Origin of the sequence: Sphingobium sp. LF-16 (assembly GCF_003711185.1) — a bacterium.
GTDB lineage: Bacteria > Pseudomonadota > Alphaproteobacteria > Sphingomonadales > Sphingomonadaceae > Sphingobium > Sphingobium yanoikuyae_A.
In genome coordinates this window covers 1309226-1327830 of sequence record NZ_CP029335.1, presented here as the reverse complement: position 1 = coordinate 1327830, position 18605 = coordinate 1309226, and the positions used below count along the sequence as shown (strand labels likewise).

The 18605-nt window shown below is 64.2% G+C and carries 16 protein-coding genes and 1 pseudogene; 8 read left to right on the top strand and 9 right to left on the bottom strand.

The features are described from left to right. Positions 1-13: 13 nt before the first annotated feature. Both DIZ22_RS06260 and DIZ22_RS06255 read left to right on the top strand, forming a co-directional pair. The gene (locus tag DIZ22_RS06260) at positions 14-1345 is read left to right on the top strand and encodes an NCS2 family permease (RefSeq protein WP_048936490.1); all 1332 of its coding nucleotides are present in this window, start codon (positions 14-16) and stop codon (positions 1343-1345) included. Then, positions 1342-2247 (top strand): 5'-methylthioadenosine/S-adenosylhomocysteine nucleosidase, encoded by a 906-nt coding sequence (locus tag DIZ22_RS06255; RefSeq protein WP_122928044.1) that lies wholly within the window; start codon positions 1342-1344, stop codon positions 2245-2247. Before DIZ22_RS06260 ends, DIZ22_RS06255 begins: the two co-directional genes overlap by 4 nt. 99 nt (positions 2248-2346) lie before the next feature. Here the strand turns inward: DIZ22_RS06255 and hflX are convergent, their stop codons facing one another. From hflX to dusB, 7 genes are all read right to left on the bottom strand, one after another. Beyond that, a complete protein-coding gene (hflX, locus tag DIZ22_RS06250) occupies positions 2347-3678 on the bottom strand; it encodes a GTPase HflX (RefSeq protein ID WP_037519752.1) in 1332 nt (443 codons plus the stop codon). 75 nt (positions 3679-3753) lie between these two features. Then, the gene (hfq, locus tag DIZ22_RS06245; RefSeq protein WP_004212587.1) at positions 3754-4236 is read right to left on the bottom strand and encodes an RNA chaperone Hfq; all 483 of its coding nucleotides are present in this window, start codon (positions 4234-4236) and stop codon (positions 3754-3756) included. A gap of 156 nt (positions 4237-4392) precedes the next feature. After that, positions 4393-5766 (bottom strand): sigma-54 dependent transcriptional regulator, encoded by a 1374-nt coding sequence (locus DIZ22_RS06240; RefSeq protein WP_048936493.1) that lies wholly within the window; start codon positions 5764-5766, stop codon positions 4393-4395. Continuing rightward, positions 5756-8011, bottom strand: coding sequence for an ATP-binding protein (locus DIZ22_RS06235; protein ID WP_122928043.1), 2256 nt, complete (start codon positions 8009-8011; stop codon positions 5756-5758). The genes DIZ22_RS06240 and DIZ22_RS06235 overlap by 11 nt, the downstream gene beginning before the upstream one ends. 98 nt (positions 8012-8109) lie before the next feature. Next, the gene (ntrC, locus tag DIZ22_RS06230; RefSeq protein ID WP_048936494.1) at positions 8110-9552 is read right to left on the bottom strand and encodes a nitrogen regulation protein NR(I); all 1443 of its coding nucleotides are present in this window, start codon (positions 9550-9552) and stop codon (positions 8110-8112) included. Next, positions 9552-10661 carry an ATP-binding protein gene (locus DIZ22_RS06225; protein ID WP_037491486.1) on the bottom strand — a complete coding sequence of 370 codons (1110 nt, stop codon included), beginning with the start codon at positions 10659-10661 and terminating at the stop codon, positions 9552-9554. Before DIZ22_RS06225 ends, ntrC begins: the two co-directional genes overlap by 1 nt. Beyond that, positions 10658-11680 (bottom strand): tRNA dihydrouridine synthase DusB, encoded by a 1023-nt coding sequence (dusB, locus tag DIZ22_RS06220; protein ID WP_048936495.1) that lies wholly within the window; start codon positions 11678-11680, stop codon positions 10658-10660. Before dusB ends, DIZ22_RS06225 begins: the two co-directional genes overlap by 4 nt. A 116-nt stretch (positions 11681-11796) precedes the next feature. Between dusB and DIZ22_RS06215 the strand changes: the two genes are divergently transcribed. Together DIZ22_RS06215 and DIZ22_RS06210 are read left to right on the top strand one after the other, a co-directional pair. Then, positions 11797-12978: a bifunctional 2-C-methyl-D-erythritol 4-phosphate cytidylyltransferase/2-C-methyl-D-erythritol 2,4-cyclodiphosphate synthase gene (locus DIZ22_RS06215; protein WP_048936496.1), complete on the top strand. Its 1182-nt coding sequence runs from the start codon at positions 11797-11799 to the stop codon at positions 12976-12978. A gap of 7 nt (positions 12979-12985) precedes the next feature. Next, positions 12986-13504, top strand: a complete 519-nt coding sequence (locus DIZ22_RS06210) for a CinA family protein (RefSeq protein ID WP_004212578.1) — start codon at positions 12986-12988, stop codon at positions 13502-13504. Here the strand turns inward: DIZ22_RS06210 and DIZ22_RS06205 are convergent. Together DIZ22_RS06205 and lipA are read right to left on the bottom strand one after the other, a co-directional pair. After that, positions 13450-13926 carry a type II toxin-antitoxin system RatA family toxin gene (locus DIZ22_RS06205; RefSeq protein ID WP_026109377.1) on the bottom strand — a complete coding sequence of 159 codons (477 nt, stop codon included), beginning with the start codon at positions 13924-13926 and terminating at the stop codon, positions 13450-13452. The two genes, DIZ22_RS06210 and DIZ22_RS06205, sit on opposite strands and share 55 nt — an antisense overlap. A gap of 7 nt (positions 13927-13933) precedes the next feature. After that, positions 13934-14914 (bottom strand): lipoyl synthase, encoded by a 981-nt coding sequence (lipA, locus tag DIZ22_RS06200; protein ID WP_048936497.1) that lies wholly within the window; start codon positions 14912-14914, stop codon positions 13934-13936. Between the two features lie 38 nt (positions 14915-14952). On the opposite strand from lipA, the gene DIZ22_RS06195 reads away from it, so the two are divergent. From DIZ22_RS06195 to DIZ22_RS06180, 4 genes and pseudogenes are all read left to right on the top strand, one after another. Then, complete coding sequence (locus DIZ22_RS06195) at positions 14953-15591, top strand: carbonic anhydrase (protein ID WP_048936498.1); 639 nt, start codon at positions 14953-14955, stop codon at positions 15589-15591. A gap of 13 nt (positions 15592-15604) precedes the next feature. Next, the gene (locus DIZ22_RS06190; RefSeq protein WP_048936499.1) at positions 15605-16420 is read left to right on the top strand and encodes an NYN domain-containing protein; all 816 of its coding nucleotides are present in this window, start codon (positions 15605-15607) and stop codon (positions 16418-16420) included. After that, positions 16420-16701 (top strand): acylphosphatase, encoded by a 282-nt coding sequence (locus DIZ22_RS06185; RefSeq protein WP_048936500.1) that lies wholly within the window; start codon positions 16420-16422, stop codon positions 16699-16701. Before DIZ22_RS06190 ends, DIZ22_RS06185 begins: the two co-directional genes overlap by 1 nt. Positions 16702-17125: 424 nt before the next feature. Next, positions 17126-18483 (top strand): annotated as a pseudogene (locus DIZ22_RS06180) (IS1182 family transposase). Positions 18484-18605: the final 122 nt, after the last annotated feature.

Here is an 18605-nt window from a genome sequence, read left to right as displayed (position 1 = left end):
CCGGTTGCGCGCGATGACCGCTCCCCTCTCGTCCTGGCTGGACAGCCGGTTCCAGATAGCCGCGCGCGGCAGCAATGTGCGCACGGAAATCGTCGCCGGCATCACCACCTTCCTCACCATGGCCTATATCGTGCTGGTCAACCCGGCGATCCTGGGCGAGGCCGGCATGCCGCTGGTCGGCGTGGCCGCTGCGACCTGTTTCGCCGCCGCCTTCGCCAGCATTCTGATGGGGATGGTCGCGAACGTGCCGCTGGCACTGGCACCGGGCATGGGCCTCAACGCCTATTTCACCTATTCGGTGGTGCTGGGCCTTGGTATCCCCTGGCCGGTCGCGCTCGGCTGCGTCTTTCTCTCGGGCGTCGCTTTCCTGGCGCTGACGCTGGCGGGCATCCGCCAGATGATCCTGGCTGCCATCCCGCCGCATCTTCTGGCGGCGGTTGCCAGCGGCATCGGCCTTTTCATTGCCTTCATCGGCCTGCGCAATGCCGGCATCGTCGTCTCCAACAGCGCCACCTCGGTCGCGCTTGGCGACCTCCGCTCGGCCCCGGTTCTGCTCACCCTGTTCGGCCTGACGCTGATCGCCGGCCTGTCGATCCGCCAGGTGCGCGGCGCGATCCTGATCGGCATCGTTGCCACCACCCTGCTCGGCTGGCTGGTTGGCGCGCTGCATTTCACGCCGACGCCCTATGATGTCTCGGCGCTGGGCAGCACCGCCTTCCATCTCGATCTTGGTGCGGTCTTCGCCGGCAGCCATGGCATCGGCGTGCTGGAGATTATCTTCGTTTTCCTGTTCGTCGACCTGTTCGACAATCTCGGAACGCTGATGGCGGTGACCAAGCGCGCCGGCCTCGCTCGCCCGGACGGCAGCGTGCCCAATCTCAACCGCATCCTGATCGCCGACGCGGCCGCGACAATGGTCGGTGCGACGGCGGGCACCAGCACCGTCACATCCTATGTCGAAAGCGCAGCCGGCGTTGCGGCGGGCGGGCGCACGGGCCTCACCGCCATCGTCACCGGCCTGCTGTTCCTGGTCACCATCTTCGCCGCGCCCTATGCCGGCCTGGTGCCGCTCTATGCGACGGCGCCTGCGCTGATCCTGGTCGGCAGCCTGATGATGGCGCCACTGGTGGAAGTCAGCTGGGAAGAACCGTTCGAGGCCGTCCCCGCCTTCCTCACCCTCGCGCTCATCCCCCTCACCTTCTCGATCGCCAACGGCATCGCCTTCGGCATTGTCGCCCATGCCATCCTGAAGCTGCTGCGCGGCAAGATGAGCCGCGCCGACTGGCTGCTCTTCCTGCTCGCTATCCTGATCGTCATCCGCTTTGCCTGGGTTGCCGCCGCATGAAATATCTCCTCGCCCTGGTCGGCCTGCTGACCGCCAGCCCTGCCCTCGCCCAGAAACTGGACGAGCAACCACGCACGGCGATCATGACCGCCTTCCCGCCCGAACATGCCGCGCTCGTCGATCGGATCGAGCGGCCCCGCACGGTGCGCGTCAACGGCGTACCGGTGACGCTTGGCCAGATGGCCGGCAAGCCGGTGCTGCTGGTCGAGAGCGGCGTCAGCATGGTCAATGCCGCGATGACCACCCAGTGGCTGGTCGATCGCTTCGCGGTGAAGCGCATCCTCTTTTCCGGCATTGCCGGCGGCATCGATCCGTCGCTGCATATCGGCGATGTCGTGGTCGCGGCCGACTGGGGCCAGTTCATGGAAAGCACGATCGCGCGCGAGGCGCCGGGCGGCTTTGCGCCGATCTTCCGCACGCCGGGCAACGACCTGCCCAATTATGGCATGATCTTCCCGCGCGATGTCGAGGTCGGCAATGAGGCCGAAGCCAAGAGCTGGCACCGCGCCTTCCCGGCCGATCCCGCTTTGCTCGCCATCGCCCGCGCCCTGTCATCCTCGGAAAGCCTGGCCCATTGCGCCGATGCCGCCACTGCCAAATGCCTGCCGCACCAGCCCAGCCTGCATGTCGGCGGGCGCGGTATCAGCGGCCCCGCCTTCATGGACAATGCCGCCTATCGCCAATATCTGTTCGCCACCTTCCAGGCGCAGGTGCTGGACATGGAAAGCGCGGCCGTGGCGCAGGTCGCCTATGCCAATCGCGTGCCCTTCCTCGCCTTCCGCAGCCTCTCGGATCTCGCCGGCGGCGACGCCGAACAGAACCAGATGAGCGTCTTCATGGCGCTCGCCTCGGCCAATTCGGCCCGCGTCGTACAGGATTTCGTGACGCGACTGCCCGATTAGAGCGTTTTCTAATCAGGTGGAATCACCTGATGACTCGGAAAACGCGTTAAACCAAAAACTTAGAGCAACCGATCTGACGCAGTCGGATCGGAATTTGCTCTAACGGTCGCGCTTGAGGAAACGGGCGAGGCCGGAGTCGGACAGGCGGACATCCACCTGCATCTCCGCCTCGCTCGGGCGCGTTGCCAGTACCTCGCCATGCTCGTGCAGCCAGGCGAGGGCGGCCCCATCGGCGATCGGCAGGCGCAGGCTGTGAACCCGCGCACCGCGCGTCAGCCGGCTGCTGATCGCCCGCTGCAGCCCCTCGACACCCTCGCCGGTCAAGGCCGAGATGATGACGACATCATCATGCCGGGCCGCAATCTCGCGCGCCTGCGCGGCGCTCTCCGCGTCGAGCAGGTCCAGCTTGTTCCACGCCTCGATGATCGGCGGCGGATCGCCCTCGCCATCGCCGCGCTCCAGCGCCCCTTCGCCGGCCACGCCCAGTTCACTCAGCACGTCCAGCACGTCGTCGCGCTGCGCTTCGGTATCGGGATGAGCGATGTCGCGGACATGGACGATGATGTCGGCCGACAGCACTTCCTCCAGCGTCGCACGAAAGGCCGCGATCAACTGGGTCGGCAGGTCGGAGACGAAGCCGACCGTGTCGGACAGGATCGCCTTGTCCAGCCCCGGTAGCACGATCTGCCGCATCGTCGGGTCGAGCGTGGCGAACAGCAGATCCTCGGCCATCACCTCGGCGCCGGTCAGGCGATTGAACAGGGTCGACTTGCCGGCATTGGTATAGCCGACCAACGCGATCACCGGCCAGGGCGCGCGCTGGCGCCGGGCGCGATGCAGGCCGCGCGTCTTGGTGACCTGATCCAGTTCGCGCCGGATCTTGGCCATGCGGTCGCGGATCATGCGCCGGTCCGCCTCGATCTGGGTTTCGCCCGGACCGCCGAGGAAGCCGAAACCGCCGCGCTGGCGCTCAAGATGGGTCCAGCTGCGCACCAGCCGGCCCGCCTGATAGTCGAGATGGGCGAGTTCGACCTGCAGCCGCCCTTCATTGGTGGCGGCGCGCTCGCCGAAAATTTCCAGGATCAGCCCGGTCCGGTCGATCACCTTGGCGCCGGTTCCCTTTTCCAGATTGCTCTGCTGCACCGGGGTCAGCGCATTGTCGACGATGACCAGTTCGGCCTCTTCCTGGTTCACCAGCGTGGCGATCTGGTCGACCTGGCCGCTACCGAATAGCGTGGCGGGCTTGCGGTCGCGGACGCGGAAGCTCTGGGCGGCACGCACATCGATGCCGATCGCCAGGGCCAGGCCACGGGCTTCCTCCAGCCGGGCGTCGCTGTCGCGGCGGTCGCCGCCATGGGTTTCGGCATGCACGACGACGGCACGCGCACCGCGCGCCACTTCGTCCTCGGAGTCGCGATTGAATATGGCCATGTCAGCTTAGAGCATCTGGCCGCGCTCCGGTCTACCCGCGCGGATCGGCGGGAAGACCGGATGCGGCGTGGACGATCAGTCGTCCTGCTCGTTCTCGCCCGACAGGTCGAGCGAATGGAGCGGTTGCACGGTCGAAATGGCGTGCTTGTAGACCAACTGCACCATGCCGTCGCGTTCGAGCAGCATGCAGAACAGGTCGAAGGCGGCGATCTCGCCCTGGAGCATCACGCCGTTGACCAGGAACATGGTCACCGGGCTGCCCGACTTGCGCACGGCGCTCAGGAAGATTTCCTGCAGCAGGCGCGGCTTGCCATTGCCGTCACTGGCCTTGCGCAGATCGGTCAGGTCCATCGTCTGGGCCGGCATGACCGTCGAAATGGCATGCTTGTAGACCAGCTGCGACTGACCATCCCGGCGCAGCAGCACGGAAAAATTGTCGAACCAGGTGATGATGCCCTGCAGCTTAACGCCCTTGACCAGGAACATGGTCACCGGGGTCTTCGATTTGCGCAGGCTGTTGAGGAAAATATCCTGAAGGTTGTTCACTTTGTCGGCCATGGTTTTTGCCAGTCCTTTATTGGCGGGACGTTACCCGCTCTCGCACCTCTGGGCGGAGGTGTCTTGCCTGCCCCCGCTTGTCGAGGGCGAGGCAATCCTACCGCAATTGCGAAGGGGCGTCCATGCCTGACATCGCCATCGGGAATTTCCCTAGCGTCAGCCGTCCTTTCCGTCGGTAATGCCCAGCAATTTCAGTTTGCGGTGCAGCGCAGACCGCTCCATGCCGATGAAGGTCGCGGTGCGCGAGATATTGCCGGAAAAGCGGCGGATCTGGATGCGCAGATATTCCCGTTCGAAACTTTCACGCGCCTCGCGCAGCGGCGCGCCCATGATCGCCGACTGGCCGATGCCATCCCCGCCGCCGCCGCTCGTCAGCTCGGCCGGCAACATGTCCAGTTCAATCCGCCCGATCCGGTCCCCCGGCGCCAGGATCATCGTCCGTTCGATCACGTTGCGCAGTTGGCGGACATTGCCCGGCCATTCATTGGCCTGCAGCGCCGCCATGGCATCGCTGGCGATCTCGGGCGGATTGACCCGGCGATCGGCGGCGAAGCGCGCCAGATAATGCTCGACCAGCGGCGGAATATCGTCGCGCCGCTCGGACAGCGACGGGATCTGCAAGGGCACGACATTGAGCCGATAGAAGAGATCCTCGCGGAAGCGCCGCTCCTCGATCTCCGCCGTCAGGTTGCGCGCGGTCGAGGAAATGACGCGCACGTCGACCTTCACCTGCCGCTGCCCGCCGACGCGGGTGAAGCTCTGGTCGGTCAGCACCCGCAATATCTTGCCCTGGGTGGTGACCGGCATGTCGGCGATCTCGTCCAGATAGAGCGTGCCGCCATGCGCCTGTTCCAGATAACCGGGACGCACCAAGCCGCTGGGATCCTCGACGCCGAACAGCTCTTCCTCGACCCGGTCCGGGTCCATCCGCGCCGCGGCGACGATGATGAAGGGCGCATCGGCCCGCCCGCTCCAGCTGTGCAGCATGCGGGCGGCAACTTCCTTGCCGACGCCGGCCGGGCCGGAAATCAGCACCCGGCTGCCGGTGCCTGCAACCTTCTTGATCGTCGCCCGCACGCCGTTGATCGATGCCGACGTGCCGGTCAGCTCATCATCCTGGCCAAAGCGCGCGCGCAGCGTCTGGTTCTCGCGCCGCAGCCGCTCGGTCTCGGTGGCGCGCGCCACCAGATGGAGCAGCCGGTCCGCCTCGAACGGCTTCTCGATGAAATCGGCCGCGCCCTTGCGGATCGCCGCCACCGCCGTGTCGATATTGCCATGACCGGAGATCATCAGCACCGGGACGGTCGCGTCACGCCGCTTGATCTCCTCTAGCAGTTCCAGCCCGTCGAGCTTCGAGCCCTGCAGCCAGACATCGAGCAGCACCAGCGAGGGGCGCCGGCTGTCCAGCGCTTCGATCGCGCTGTCGCTATTGGCGGCGGTGCGGGTGGTAAAACCCTCATCTTCCAGCACACCCGCAACCAGATCGCGAATGTCCTCTTCGTCGTCGACTATCAGAATATCAAGCGCCATTGGCCGTCACTTTTCCTTTGGGCAAGGCAACCACCTGCCCCTCTTCCAGTTTCTCCAGGGCTGCGACAGGGAAGCGCAGCGTCACCCGCGCGCCCCCGCCTTCCGCGTCATCGAAGCGGATTTCGCCCATATGTTCTTCGACAATCTTCTTGACGATGGCCAAGCCCAAACCCGTCCCCTTCGACCGCGTGGTCATATAGGGCTCCAGGATGCGTTCACGTTCGGGCGGCAGGCCGATGCCATCGTCGCGCACTTCGATTACCAGCGCGCCATCAGCCTCATGCAGGCGCATGCGCACATGGCCGCGCACCCCGCCATCCTCGGGCGCCGGCTTCGGCTCGATCGCCTCGACCGCATTTTTGACGATATTGGTCAGCGCCTGGCCAAGCTGGCGGCGATCGCACACCATCTCCATCTCCCCGGCATCCGCGTCGAAGGCGAAGCGAATATCGGGATGAGCCACCTCGTGCAGGAACAGCGCGTGGCGGGCGATGTCGCCCAGCGCCTCGCGCCGGAACACCGGCTTGGGCATGCGCGCAAAGGAGGAGAATTCGTCGACGATGCGGCGCAAATCACCCACCTGCCGCACAATCGTGCCGGTCAGCCGGGCGAAGGTCGGCTTGTCGCTCGTCACCTCCTCGCCATAGCGGCGCTGCAGGCGTTCGGCTGCCAGCTGGATCGGGGTCAGCGGGTTCTTGATCTCATGCGCGATGCGCCGCGCCACATCCGACCAGGCTGCACGCCGCTGATCCGACAATTGCTGGGTGATGTCGTCGAAGGTCAGGATATGGCCGGACACATCTTCCGACACCTTGACCGCCAGCGTGCGGAGGTCGCCTTGGGCGCGCACCTGGACAATCCCGGCATCCTCCTGCGACGCAACCAGTTCGGCCAGTTCAGCCGAAATCTCGGCCAGCGGCCGTCCGACCGGATCATCGCCTTCACGCACCACGATCGCGGCGGCCGAGCTGTTCAGCAACTGGATCACGCCGCCGCGATCGACCGAAAGCACGCCGGCACTTACGCCCGACAGGATCGCCTCGATAAAGGCGCGCCGCTCATCAAGCTGGCTGTTGGCCGCGACCAGCGCGCCGGTCTGCGCTTCCAACCGCTGCGTCATGCGGTTGAAGGCGGAGGCGAGCGTACCGATTTCATCCCGGCTGGCCGGGCTGGTCACGCGCGCGGACAGGTCGCCCGCCGTGATCTTGCGGGCCGCTGTCACCAGTTCGTTGACCGGCCGCACCATCCAGTCCGCCACCGCCAGCGCGATGTAGACGGCGATGCCGACCAGCAACAGCGATCCCACGAACAACAGCAGGTTGAACCGTAATTGCAACGCGCGGGATTGCGCCGCGAACAGATCATAATCACCCAACACCTTCTGCGCCCGCTCCACATTGGAGAAGGACGAACTGCCGGCATTGCGCGTGGCATAGAGGTAGATTTTGGAATTGGGGTAAAGCAGCGTCACCGCTTCGATCTGGTTCGGCTTGGCGGCCACCACCACATCCTCGCCGGACGCCAGGCGCTTGACCACATCGGCCGACAACATTTCGGACGCCGGCCGGCTCTCGGGATCGACCGTCGCAGCGGTCCGCGCCACGCCGTCCTTGCCGATCTCGATGATCGCCGACCGGTTCAGCTTTCGCGTCACCACTTGATAGATATAGCCCTCGGCAAAGCGGGGACTGGAAACGCTCGATTGGCCCAGATAGTCGCGCAGATCGCTCGCCATGGTCAGCGTCTCGTCGCGGACCTCGCGCAAATTCTGCTCATAATAGCCGCGCGCCAGATCGCTGGCATTCTGGAGCATGCCGCGCGCGCTGTCCGAAAACCAGAATTGCACGCCATATTGGAACAGCAGCGACGCAAAGATCACCACCAGCAGCATCGGCACGCTGGCCACGACGGAGAAGATCGCCACCAGGCGGACGTGGAGCTGACCATCGCTGCCGATCGCCGATTTTGCGGCCCGACGCTTGGCCACACGACGCCCCAGCAGCATCAGCAGCGCGATCGCCGGCACCAGATTGGCGACCAGCAACAGCGCCACGATCGGCGGGGTCAACAGGGTGTAGGACTGGTCCTGCCCGGACAGCAGGCGATAGGTCAGCCCAGCGGTGCCCAGGAAAAGGATGAGCGTGACCGCTTCGATCGCGGCGGCCAGGCGACCGTTGCGCAGGTAAGGCCGGATCAGCCTTGCCCAAGCCTGCCCCCGTCGGGGGATTGTCACCGCACCAGTCATAGTGGCTTCGTTACAACAATGCCGTGCCCGATCAAACACAGTTTTTACATAAAACCATGTCGCTGGTCGATGCGATTGGGCGCTTCGTCTCGCCCTCGCTAGTCGCTCAGCCGCAGTTGCAGCGGGTCGAGGCCATAATCGGTCAGCTTCTTGCGCAGCGTGTTGCGATTGATGCCGAGCAGGCCGGCGGCGCGGATCTGGTTGCCATCGACGCTGGCCAGCGTTTCCTGCAGCAGGATCGGCTCGATCACCGCCAGCAGATTGTCATGCAACTGGGGATTGGCCTGCCCCAGCCCGATGCCCAGTTGCCGCTTGGTCCATTCCCGCACGGCCTGCGCAAGCTGCCCTGCGGGTGCGGCATGGTCGGCCGGCACGGCATCCAGCGGCAGCGCGTGGCGCAGCATGTCGGCCGCGATCACATTCTCGCGGCTCAGCACGGCAAGCCGCTGCATGATATTCTGCAACTCGCGCACATTGCCGGGCCAATGATAGGCCATCAGCAACTGCGCGGCATCCTCGGCCAGCGCCTTGCGCGGCAAGCCGTCCTGCGCTGCCCGATCCAGGAAATGGCGCGCCAGCAAGATCACGTCCTCGCGCCGTTCGCGCAAAGGCGGCAGCGACACCGGCACGACATTGAGCCGATAATAGAGGTCCTGACGGAACCGGTTTTCCTCGATCAGCCGCGGCAGATCCTTGTTGGTGGCGGCGATGATGCGGACATCGACGCGGACCGGCTTCGACCCGCCGACCGTGGTCACCTCGCCCGACTGGAGCACGCGGAGCAACCTTGTCTGCGCCTCCATCGGCATGTCGCCGATTTCATCCAGGAACAGGGTGCCGCCCTGCGCCTGCTCGAACTTGCCGGCGGTCCGTGCCTGCGCGCCGGTAAAGGCGCCCTTTTCGTAGCCGAACAGTTCGGCTTCGATCAGCTCGCGCGGAATGGCCGCCATGTTGATCGCGACGAAGGGCCGGGTGCGTCGCTGGCCCAGGCTATGGATGGCTTCGGCCACCAGCTCCTTGCCCGTCCCCGACTCGCCCAGCACCAATATGCTGAGATCATTGGAAAGAACGCGGGCAATGGTGCGATAGACTTCCTGCATCGCAGGCGATCGCCCCACCAGCGGCAGGCCATCATGCGGCAATCCTTGCTCGCTCGCGTCCGCCCCGCCCGATCGATGCCCCAAGGCGTCCGCAACAGCGCGCGTCAACTCATTGAGATCGAACGGCTTTGGAAGATATTCGAACGCCCCCTTCTCCGTCGCCCGGATCGCAGTGTTCAGGGTGTTCTGTGCAGAAAGAATGATAACATTCAGGTCGGGCTTGCGCTCGATAATCTCTGCCACGCCATCCAGCCCATCGCCATCCGGCAGCATGACGTCGGTGATCAGAATGTCGGGCGAAAAACTCTCCATCAACGCCGTGCGCTCGCGGATCGATCCGGCGATCTTCACCTTGTGCCCCTGGCGCCGCAGAGCTTCCCCTACCACCACGCAGATGGCGGGATCATCATCGACGACCAGAACCGTGCCCGTCGCGGCCATCAGCCCATGCCCATCGGCAGCAGGATGCGGAAGGTCGACTCCCCGGCTTCCTGATCGCGGGAATATTGCACGAAACCGCTCATGTCCCTAACCAACTTGTCGACCAGTGCTAGGCCGAGCCCCTGCCCGTCCCGCTTGCCCGTGATGAACGGGTTGAAGAGGTGGTCCAGAATATGTTCGGGCACGCCCGGTCCATTGTCGATCACCACGATCTCGATCGGCAGCACGGCGCTGCCCTTGCGATCGCCGACCAGCACCGACATGCCATGCCGGAAAGCCGTCTCCACGCGAATGCAGGGCTGCTCGACATGCTCCAGCGCTTCCGCCGCATTCTTCAGCAGGTTGATCATCACCTGCACCAGCGCATCGTCATTGATGATCGCGAATGGTAGGGATGGATCATAACGCTTTATAATTTTTACATTCTTGGCAAAACCAGCCGCCGCAATATGCGATGCGCGATCGATCAGCGGATAGATGTTGCCGGGGCCGCATTCCAGCGTGCGGTCGGTCGTGAAATCCTGCATCCGGTCGATCAGCGCGGCGATCCGGTCGACCTCGTTGCAGATGAGTTGGGTCAGCGCCGCATCGCTGCCGCCATTGCTCGTTTCCAACAACTGCGCAGCACCGCGAATGCCCGACAGCGGGTTCTTGATCTCATGCGCCAAAATTGCCGCCGCGCCGACCGCCGATCGCGCGCCGCCCGCCGTGCCGCGATGGCCGATCTTGCGGGCCTGCCCCTGCGCATGGATCGACACGACCCGCCAACCCTCATGATCGACGATGGGGGAAATCATCAGATCGACCTCCATCTCGGCGGTGCGCCCGGCATGGACCTTGATATCATAGGCAGCGATCGGCTTGTTGCTGTGCCAGATATCGAACCGCGCGCCAGCCTCGGCGATCCGCACAGTGCGTGCAACATCGCTACCGATGATTGCCGACCGCGCCATGTTGAGCAGGGTTTCCGCTCGCACATTGGCATCGGCGATGCCGTTATCCGGCCGCACCACCAAGGTCGCGACCGGTAGCGCCGTCATCAGTTCCGACAGGGATGGTCCATCCTGCTGCATCTGGAGCGGCGGGAGGGACGGCAATGGCATGGTCATGCAGCCTGAAGTGCCACCGCCGGTTCATCCGCCGCAATCAGCGGCTCGTAGAAGGCGGCCAGCATATCCAGCACCCGCTGCGCGTCGGCCTCCTGATTGACCGTGTTGCGGAACTCCGCCGATCCGGTCAGGCCCTTGGTGTACCAGCCGATATGCTTGCGTGCCATGTTGACGCCAGTCATATTGTCATAATGGTCGAGCATCATCCGATAATGCTCTGTAATCAGATCATATTGCTCGGCAAGGCTCGGGTCGGCACGACGCTCGCCGGTGGCGAACCAGTGCATCACCTGGCCCAGCAGCCACGGCTTGCCATAGGCGCCACGGCCGATCATCACGCCGTCGGCGCCGCTCTGGTCGAGCGCGGTTTCCGCGTCCTCGATCGAGCAGATGTCGCCATTGACGATCACCGGCAGCTTGACCGCCTCCTTGACCGAGCGCACGAAGCCCCAGTCGGCGCTGCCCTTGTACATCTGGCAGCGGGTGCGACCATGAACCGTGATCAGCTTCGCGCCCAGATCTTCGGCGATATGCGCCAGCTCGGGCGCGTTGAGGCTCGAATGATCCCAGCCCATGCGCATCTTGACCGTCACTGGCACATCGACCGCCTCGACCGTCGCCTTGATGAGCGCCGCCGCCAGCGGCAGGTCGCGCATCAGCGCGCTGCCCGCATCGCCGTTAACGACCTTCTTCACCGGGCAGCCCATGTTGATGTCGATGATCGCCGCACCGCGATCAGCGTTCAGCTTGGCGGCTTCGGCCATTTCCGTCGGCGAACAACCGGCCAGCTGCATCGACACCGGTTCTTCCAGCGGATGCCAGGCGGCCTTCTGCAGCGACTGGCGCGTTTCGCGAATCATCGCCGCGCTCGCGATCATCTCGGTGACGTTGAGGCCCGACCCGAAACGGCGAACCAGAGTGCGGAAGGGCATGTCGGTGACACCGGTCATCGGCGCCAATATGACCGGCATGTCGACCGTCACCGGTCCAACGGAAATGGGGGAAAGCCTGCGCGTCATCTTCTATCACTGCCTAAAAAACAGGCAGCCCTTAGCCGAAAATGGCCGCGACGACAAGGCGGGCCCCGGACCATGTGTAGCGCTTTAGTAGTTGGCGAGCATGGGGCAGAGCGTCTATGCGCCGCTGCATGACATCGAACAGCAGGATCGTCGCGCTGATCGTCGCCGCCGGGCAGGGAAGCCGGGCCGGTGGCGACATTCCCAAACAATATCGGCAGATTGGCGGCAAGGCCGTGCTGGCCCATGCCCATGACGCGCTGACGGCGCATGGCCGCGTGTCGGCCATCCACATTGTCCTGGGCGCAGGCGAGGAAGACCGCGCCCAGGCCATGCTCGGCGATCGCATCGCCCATGTCGTCACCGGCGCGGATAGTCGACGCGGCTCGGTCCGGGCCGGGCTGGAGGCGATCGCAGCGGCCGGCGGCGCAGATGTCGTGCTGATCCATGACGCCGCCCGCCCGTTCCTGCCCGCATCGGTCGTCGACCGGCTGCTGGCCGCGCTGGAAGATGCCGAAGGCGCCATCCCCGCCCTGCCCGTCGCCGATACGCTGGTACGCAGCGAGGGCGCGCAGATGGGCGACGGCGTCGATCGCGCCGACCTGCATCGCGTGCAGACGCCGCAGGCCTTCCGCTTCGAGACCATCCTGGCCGCCCACCGCGACTGGGACGAAACTAGGGAAGCAACCGACGATGCCCAGATATTGCGCGCCTGGGGCCATGACGTCATTTTGGTGCAGGGCGATGAAAGGCTTGAGAAATTGACCTATCCCGAAGACTTCGCTCGCGCCGAAGCACGCATCGTGGACGCCCGCACCACCCGCGTCGGCATGGGCTATGACGTCCATCGCCTCGCGCCCAACGAAGAATTGTGGCTCGGCGGCGTACTGGTCCCGCATGACCGGGGCCTCGCCGGCCACAGCGATGCCGATGTCGCCCTCCATGCTATCGTCGATGCGATCCTCGGCGCGCTCGCCGATGGTGATATCGGCAGCCATTTCCCGCCGTCCGATCCACAATGGCGCGGCGCCTCGTCGGATCGCTTTCTCGCCCATGCCCGCGATCTGGTCCTGAAACGGGACGGCCGGATCGACCATGTCGACCTCACCATCATCTGCGAGGCGCCCAAGATCGGGCCGCATCGCGACGCCATGCGCGCCCGGATCGCCGAGATATTGGCGGTTCCGCTCGACCGGATCAGCGTGAAAGCCACCACCACCGAGCGGCTGGGTTTCGCCGGCCGGCGCGAGGGCATCGCCGCGCAGGCGGTTGCCACCCTCTCCCTCCCCACGCTATTCTGAGCCGACCATGCCCAACACCATCCTGCCCGCCCAACTCGTCGACCTCGCCGAAAAGGTCATCATCGCCAACCGCCGCGCCGGCCGCACCGTCGCAGTCGCCGAAAGCTGCACCGGCGGCCTGGTATCTGCAGCGCTTACCGAAATCGCCGGCTCCTCCGACGTCTTCGAGGCAGGTTTCATTACTTATTCCAATGACATGAAGGCGGAACTTCTGAAAGTTTCCCACGATGTACTGGACACGTTCGGCGCAGTCTCCATCGCCACCGCCTGGGCGATGGCGCAGGGCGCGCTCAAGAAAAGCCACGCGCATGTCGCGGTCGCCATCACCGGCATCGCCGGGCCGGGCGGCGGCAGCGAGCAGAAGCCGGTCGGCACCGTCGTGTTCGCGCGCGCAGAACGGGGCGGCAGCCCCGACAAGGTCGTGGCCGACATGCATCATTTCGAGGATAATGGCCGCGGCGGCGTCCGCCTTCAGGCGGCGTTGTGTGCGCTCGAACTGCTGCTACCCGACTCGCCAGCGCCGTAAAGCGCTGCCGCGCGCGTTTCGAACGCGCCGATCATCTTGCGCAGCGCCTTGTCGAAAAACTGACCGGCGAGCATCTCGAATATCCGGTTCTTGAATTCGAACTCGACCTCGAAATCCACCAGCACGCCGCCCTGCCCGTCGTCGCGGAAGCGCCATTCATTGTGGAGATGCTTGAGCGGGCCGTTGAGATAATCGACGCGGACATGGTCCGGGCGATGTTTGTGGACGCGCGAGGTGAAGCTCTCGCTGATCCCCTTGAAGCCGACGATCATGTCCGCGACCATCTCGCTCTCGCTGTCAGAGCGGATACGGATCGCGCTGACCCAGGGCAGGAATTGCGGATAGGCCGAGACGTTCGACACTAGGTCGAACATCTGTTCCGGACTATAGGGCAGTTGGCGGGTCTCGTTATGCTTGGGCATTCGCCGGTCAGGCCTTTGCGGCGGCCGCCTTGGCCAGCTTTGCCTCGCGCGCGGCGCGCATCTCAGCGAAGTCCTTGCCGGCATGATAGCTCGATCGGGTCAGCGGGCTCGACGCCACCTGCAGGAAGCCCTTGGCCCGCGCGATCGCCGCATAGGCATTGAACGCGGCCGGGGTGACGAATTCCATCACCTTGGCATGTTTGGGCGTGGGCTGCAGATATTGGCCCATGGTCAGGAAGTCGATGTCCGCCGAGCGCATGTCGTCCATCACCTGATGAACCTCCAGACGTTCCTCGCCCAGACCCAGCATGATGCCCGACTTGGTGAAGATCGACGGATCGAGCTTCTTGACGCTCTCCAGCAGGCGCAGCGACGCGTAGTAACGCGCACCAGGACGGATGGTCGGGTAGAGCCGGGGCACGGTTTCCAGATTATGGTTATAGACGTCCGGGCGCGCCTCGACGATCATCGCGACCGCGCGCTCATGCTTGTTGCGGAAGTCGGGAGTCAGGATCTCGATCGTGGTGCCCGGCGTCGTGCGACGCAGTGCCTCGATCACCTTGACGAACTGGCTGGCGCCGCCATCGGGCAGGTCGTCGCGATCGACCGAGGTGATGACGATATGTTCCAGCCCCATCTCGGCGGCGGCATCGGCCAGGTTCTGCGGCTCGTTGACGTCCACCTTGCGCGGCATGCCGGTCTTGACGTTGCAGAAGGCGCAGGCGCGGGTGCAGACATCGCCCAGGATCATCACCGTGGCGTGCTTCTTGGTCCAGCATTCGCCGATATTCGGGCAGGCCGCTTCCTCGCAGACCGTGTTCAAACCCTTTTCCCGCATCAGCTTGCGCGTCTCGTGATAAGCGGGGCTGGTCGGCGCCTTGACGCGGATCCAGTCAGGCTTGCGGGCACGCTCGGTCGTGGCGGGCTGACCGGGGACGGGGATCGGGGCAATGTCGTTCATCGGCCCCAGATAGCGATGCAGGACCATACTTGCCAGCCCTCTCTTTGTGCGGCACATCAATCATCATGACCGACTTTGCAGACATGCTCGAAGGCTATCGCCGCTTCCGTGACACCGGCTGGTCCCAGCAGCGCGAACGATGGGACGAACTCAACGAAGGGCAGAGCCCCCGCGTGATGGTGATCGCCTGTTCCGACAGCCGAGTCGACCCGGCCCAGATCTTCGACACCAGCCCCGGCGAAATCTTCGTCGTCCGCAATGTCGCCGCGCTGGTGCCGCCGTTCGAAACCAATCCGGGCTGGCACGGCGTGTCGGCTGCGCTGGAATTCGCCGTTCAGGTGCTCAAGGTCGGCGAGATCGTCGTTATGGGCCATGGCAAGTGCGGCGGCTGCAAGGCGGCGCTCAGCCATGACCTCAAGGATGCGCCTCCGGGTGAAGGCGGCTTCATCCATAACTGGATACAACTGCTTGATGATGCCCGCGACGTGGTGGTGGACCGCTATGGCGACCAGCGCGACCGTGAGGTTGAGCGCGCCATGGAGCAGGAAGGCGTGAAGGTCAGCCTTACCAATTTGCGCAGCTTCCCCTGCGTGCGGGCCAAGGAAAAAAGCGGCGAACTGAAGCTGGTCGGCAGCTTCTTCGCCATTTCCGATGGCCAGCTTCATATCTTGGACGAACAGACCGGCGTTTTCGCCGCAGCCTGACGGGAGGCGCATCATGCCCATGCGGCAGGAAGGGCGCGGCAATATCGCCCTGCTGATCGACGCGGACAATGCGTCGGCGGCCCATTTTGATGCGGTGATGACCGTGCTGGCGGAGCTGGGCACGGTCAATATCCGCCGTGCCTATGGCAATTGGAACAAGGCGACGCTCAAGACCTGGGCGGCGCTCTCCGTCGCGCAGGCGATCGAGCCGCAGCAGCAGTTCGACCTGACCAAGGGCAAGAATGCCACCGACATGAAGATGACGATCGACGCGATGGACCTGCTGTCCAGCGGGCGCGTCGACGGCTTCGGCCTGATGTCGAGTGACAGCGACTTCACCCCCTTGGTGACGCGCCTGCGCCAGGACGGCATTCCGGTCTATGGCTTCGGCAACGCCAATGCGCCCGAAGGCTTCCGCCGCGCCTGCACCCGCTTCATCGACGTCGCGGCTCTGCGCCCGGTCGAGGTGCCGGTGGCCAAACCGGCGGCAGCACCCAAGAAGAAGACGCCGGCCAAGAGCAGCGCGGCTGCAAAGCCCGCCGCAACGCCGGCCTCGCCCCCGACGGCGGCGACGCCTGCACCGGCGGGCACCGGCGCGGCTGTGGACCCGGAAGTCGTGCGCCTGCTGATTGATGCCTATGACGAGGCGAAGCGGGACGAGCGCGGTTTCGTCGCGCTGGGGCCGGTCGGCCAGCGGGTCGGCAACCGCTCCAGCTTCGATGTGCGCAATTATGGCTTCAAGCGCCTGTCCGATCTGATCGCCGCCATCCCCAATTTCACCACCGAAGTGCGCGAAGGCGGTCAGACCTGGATCAAGCGGATCCGCTGATGCTGGTCATCGCCCGCCACCTGATGATCCTCGGCCAGGTGCAGGGCGTCTTCTATCGCAACTGGACGGTCGAGACCGCCCGCAGCCTGGGCCTCACAGGTTGGGTTCGCAACCGGATGGATGGCAGTGTCGAGGCGCTGGTGCAGGGCGAGGCGGACATGGTCGATCACTTCGTCACGCTGGCACAGGATGGCCCGCCCGCAGCAAAGGTCGCGCGGATCGAGGCGGCAAACGCGCCGGTCGAGGCGCTGAACGGCTTCGAGAAAAAGCCGACAGCCTGATGCGGCCATGAGGCGCGAGAGGGGCTCAACAGATCAAGGAGCAGATTGAGTTTAGGCTGGATGACGGCTTGTAGGACAGCGCAAACATCCGGCGGTCAGCGCAGCAATCGACGCGACAGTTTATTTTCGTCCGAAGTTCACAGTGCCGTTAGGGCATTTCGGGCCATTTGCGCGTGCTACGCGCCCATGACGCGGCAGTCAGGCGACCTCGAAGCGACACCAAAGCGACAATGTCAGCAGTACAGCCAAAATCGAGACGACTTTCCATGGTTCGAATAGATCAGGCTTGCGCCAAATAGGACAGCCCCCCTTCGCATAGCCGGCGGTTTTGCGATGACATCCAACGACCGATATTGTTGAAAACCCAGCCTTGCAGTGATGGCGCGGCCCTGATTCACTGGCTTTGTTGTTAGGAGACAGGCTGATGATGGGTGATTGGACGGTGATGCAGGAGGCGCTGTTTTACAGCTTCAGCCTGGAAGATCATGTTCCCCAGAGCCACTTGTTGCGGGCGGTGGATCGTTTCGTTGATCTGGACGGGATCTGGGAGAAGCTGCGGTCATTCTATAGCGAGACGGGCCGGCGCTCGATTGATCCTGAACTGATGATCCGGATGCTACTGATCGGCTATTGTCTGGGAATCCGGCCTGAGCGGCGGCCGTGCGAGGAAGTGCATCTCAATCTGGCCTCTTGCTGGTTCTGCCGCCTCGGTCTCGACGGATCCGTGCCCGATCACTCAACATTCTCGAAGAACCGGCACGGCCGCTTCCAGGACAGTGATCTGTTACGGCAGCTGTTCGAGATGACCGTCTCGCGCTGCATCCAGGAAGAACTGGCTGATGGCGAAGGCTTTGCTGTGGACGCCAGTCTGATCAAGGCCGACGCCAATCGCCAGTGCGGCGTTCCCGTCGCAGAGGGGCTACCGCCGGATATCATCAATCATGCTGTTCGGGAGTAAGTATCTGGAGGTGCTCGACGAAGCTGCGTTCGGAGGGCGTCGCCCGTCACGCCCAAATATCTGTGGCCGGCTGATCCGGCAGCACGCTGGACGGGTGCCCATGGTGGGCAGGCTTTCTTCGCCTACAGTACCAACTACCTCATCGATCTGGCTAATGCCGTGATCGTAGATGTGGAGGCCAGCACCGCGATCCGTCAGGCTGAGGTAACGGCGCAGCGAACGATGATCGACAGGACACAGGAGCGCTTCGGCATCTGGCCCCAGCGGTTAGCTGCCGATACCGGCTATGGCGATGCGGCTAATCTTGCCTGGCTCGTCTATGAACGCGGCATCGAGCCTCCTCAACCATGCAAGCCGCAGGACCGACAGCTTCCAGCGCACCGCGTTCCGCTATGACCACCGGAACGATCTCTATGCCTGTCCCAGCGGCAAGCACTGCAGGAACTATGCCAGCCCACGGCCCGGCGTCGATAAGGATAGCTTCATGCGCTACCGCGCCAGTCAGCACGACTGCCAATCCTGCGCCCTCAAGCCCAAATGCTGTCCCGGCCATCCCGCGCGCAAGGTGATGCGATCAGTCCATGAAGGCGCGCGCGATCTGGCGAGGGATCGGTCCCAGACCGACGCCTATGTCACATTCCGGCGTGAGCGAAAGAAGGTCGAGAATGCTGTTCGCCCATCTCAAGCGTATCCTGAAGCTCGATCGCTTGCGCCTACGAGGACCAAATGGCGCAAAAGATGAGTTCCACCTCGCAGCCACAGCCCAGAACCTACGCAAGCTCGCGAAACTCATCCCGATCCAGTCGGCCATTGCCCCAGCGTGACACCGGGAACCGATTTCACCCCAACGTCAGAAACTGACAATCACCGACTTCTTCAACACTATCCATCACTTGCAGACATTCACGTCACTACAGCAACAACCATTGAACAATGCCTGCGCCAG

Bases quoted from the DNA above. Each gene is read 5' to 3' on its own strand.
- DIZ22_RS06205 (WP_026109377.1), bottom strand. From the start codon at position 13,926: ATGCCCAAGCATAACGAGACCCGCCAACTGCCCTATAGTCCGGAACAG.
- DIZ22_RS06210 (WP_004212578.1), top strand. From the start codon at position 12,986: ATGCCCAACACCATCCTGCCCGCCCAACTCGTCGACCTCGCCGAAAAG.
- hflX (WP_037519752.1), bottom strand. From the start codon at position 3,678: ATGGCCATATTCAATCGCGACTCCGAGGACGAAGTGGCGCGCGGTGCG.
- DIZ22_RS06215 (WP_048936496.1), top strand. From the start codon at position 11,797: ATGCGCCGCTGCATGACATCGAACAGCAGGATCGTCGCGCTGATCGTC.
- DIZ22_RS06235 (WP_122928043.1), bottom strand. From the start codon at position 8,011: ATGACTGGTGCGGTGACAATCCCCCGACGGGGGCAGGCTTGGGCAAGG.
- DIZ22_RS06255 (WP_122928044.1), top strand. From the start codon at position 1,342: ATGAAATATCTCCTCGCCCTGGTCGGCCTGCTGACCGCCAGCCCTGCC.
- dusB (WP_048936495.1), bottom strand. From the start codon at position 11,680: ATGACGCGCAGGCTTTCCCCCATTTCCGTTGGACCGGTGACGGTCGAC.
- ntrC (WP_048936494.1), bottom strand. From the start codon at position 9,552: ATGGCCGCGACGGGCACGGTTCTGGTCGTCGATGATGATCCCGCCATC.
- hfq (WP_004212587.1), bottom strand. From the start codon at position 4,236: ATGGCCGACAAAGTGAACAACCTTCAGGATATTTTCCTCAACAGCCTG.
- lipA (WP_048936497.1), bottom strand. From the start codon at position 14,914: ATGGTCCTGCATCGCTATCTGGGGCCGATGAACGACATTGCCCCGATC.
- DIZ22_RS06195 (WP_048936498.1), top strand. From the start codon at position 14,953: ATGACCGACTTTGCAGACATGCTCGAAGGCTATCGCCGCTTCCGTGAC.
- DIZ22_RS06225 (WP_037491486.1), bottom strand. From the start codon at position 10,661: ATGACCATGCCATTGCCGTCCCTCCCGCCGCTCCAGATGCAGCAGGAT.
- DIZ22_RS06240 (WP_048936493.1), bottom strand. From the start codon at position 5,766: ATGGCGCTTGATATTCTGATAGTCGACGACGAAGAGGACATTCGCGAT.
- DIZ22_RS06185 (WP_048936500.1), top strand. From the start codon at position 16,420: ATGCTGGTCATCGCCCGCCACCTGATGATCCTCGGCCAGGTGCAGGGC.
- DIZ22_RS06260 (WP_048936490.1), top strand. From the start codon at position 14: ATGACCGCTCCCCTCTCGTCCTGGCTGGACAGCCGGTTCCAGATAGCC.
- DIZ22_RS06190 (WP_048936499.1), top strand. From the start codon at position 15,605: ATGCCCATGCGGCAGGAAGGGCGCGGCAATATCGCCCTGCTGATCGAC.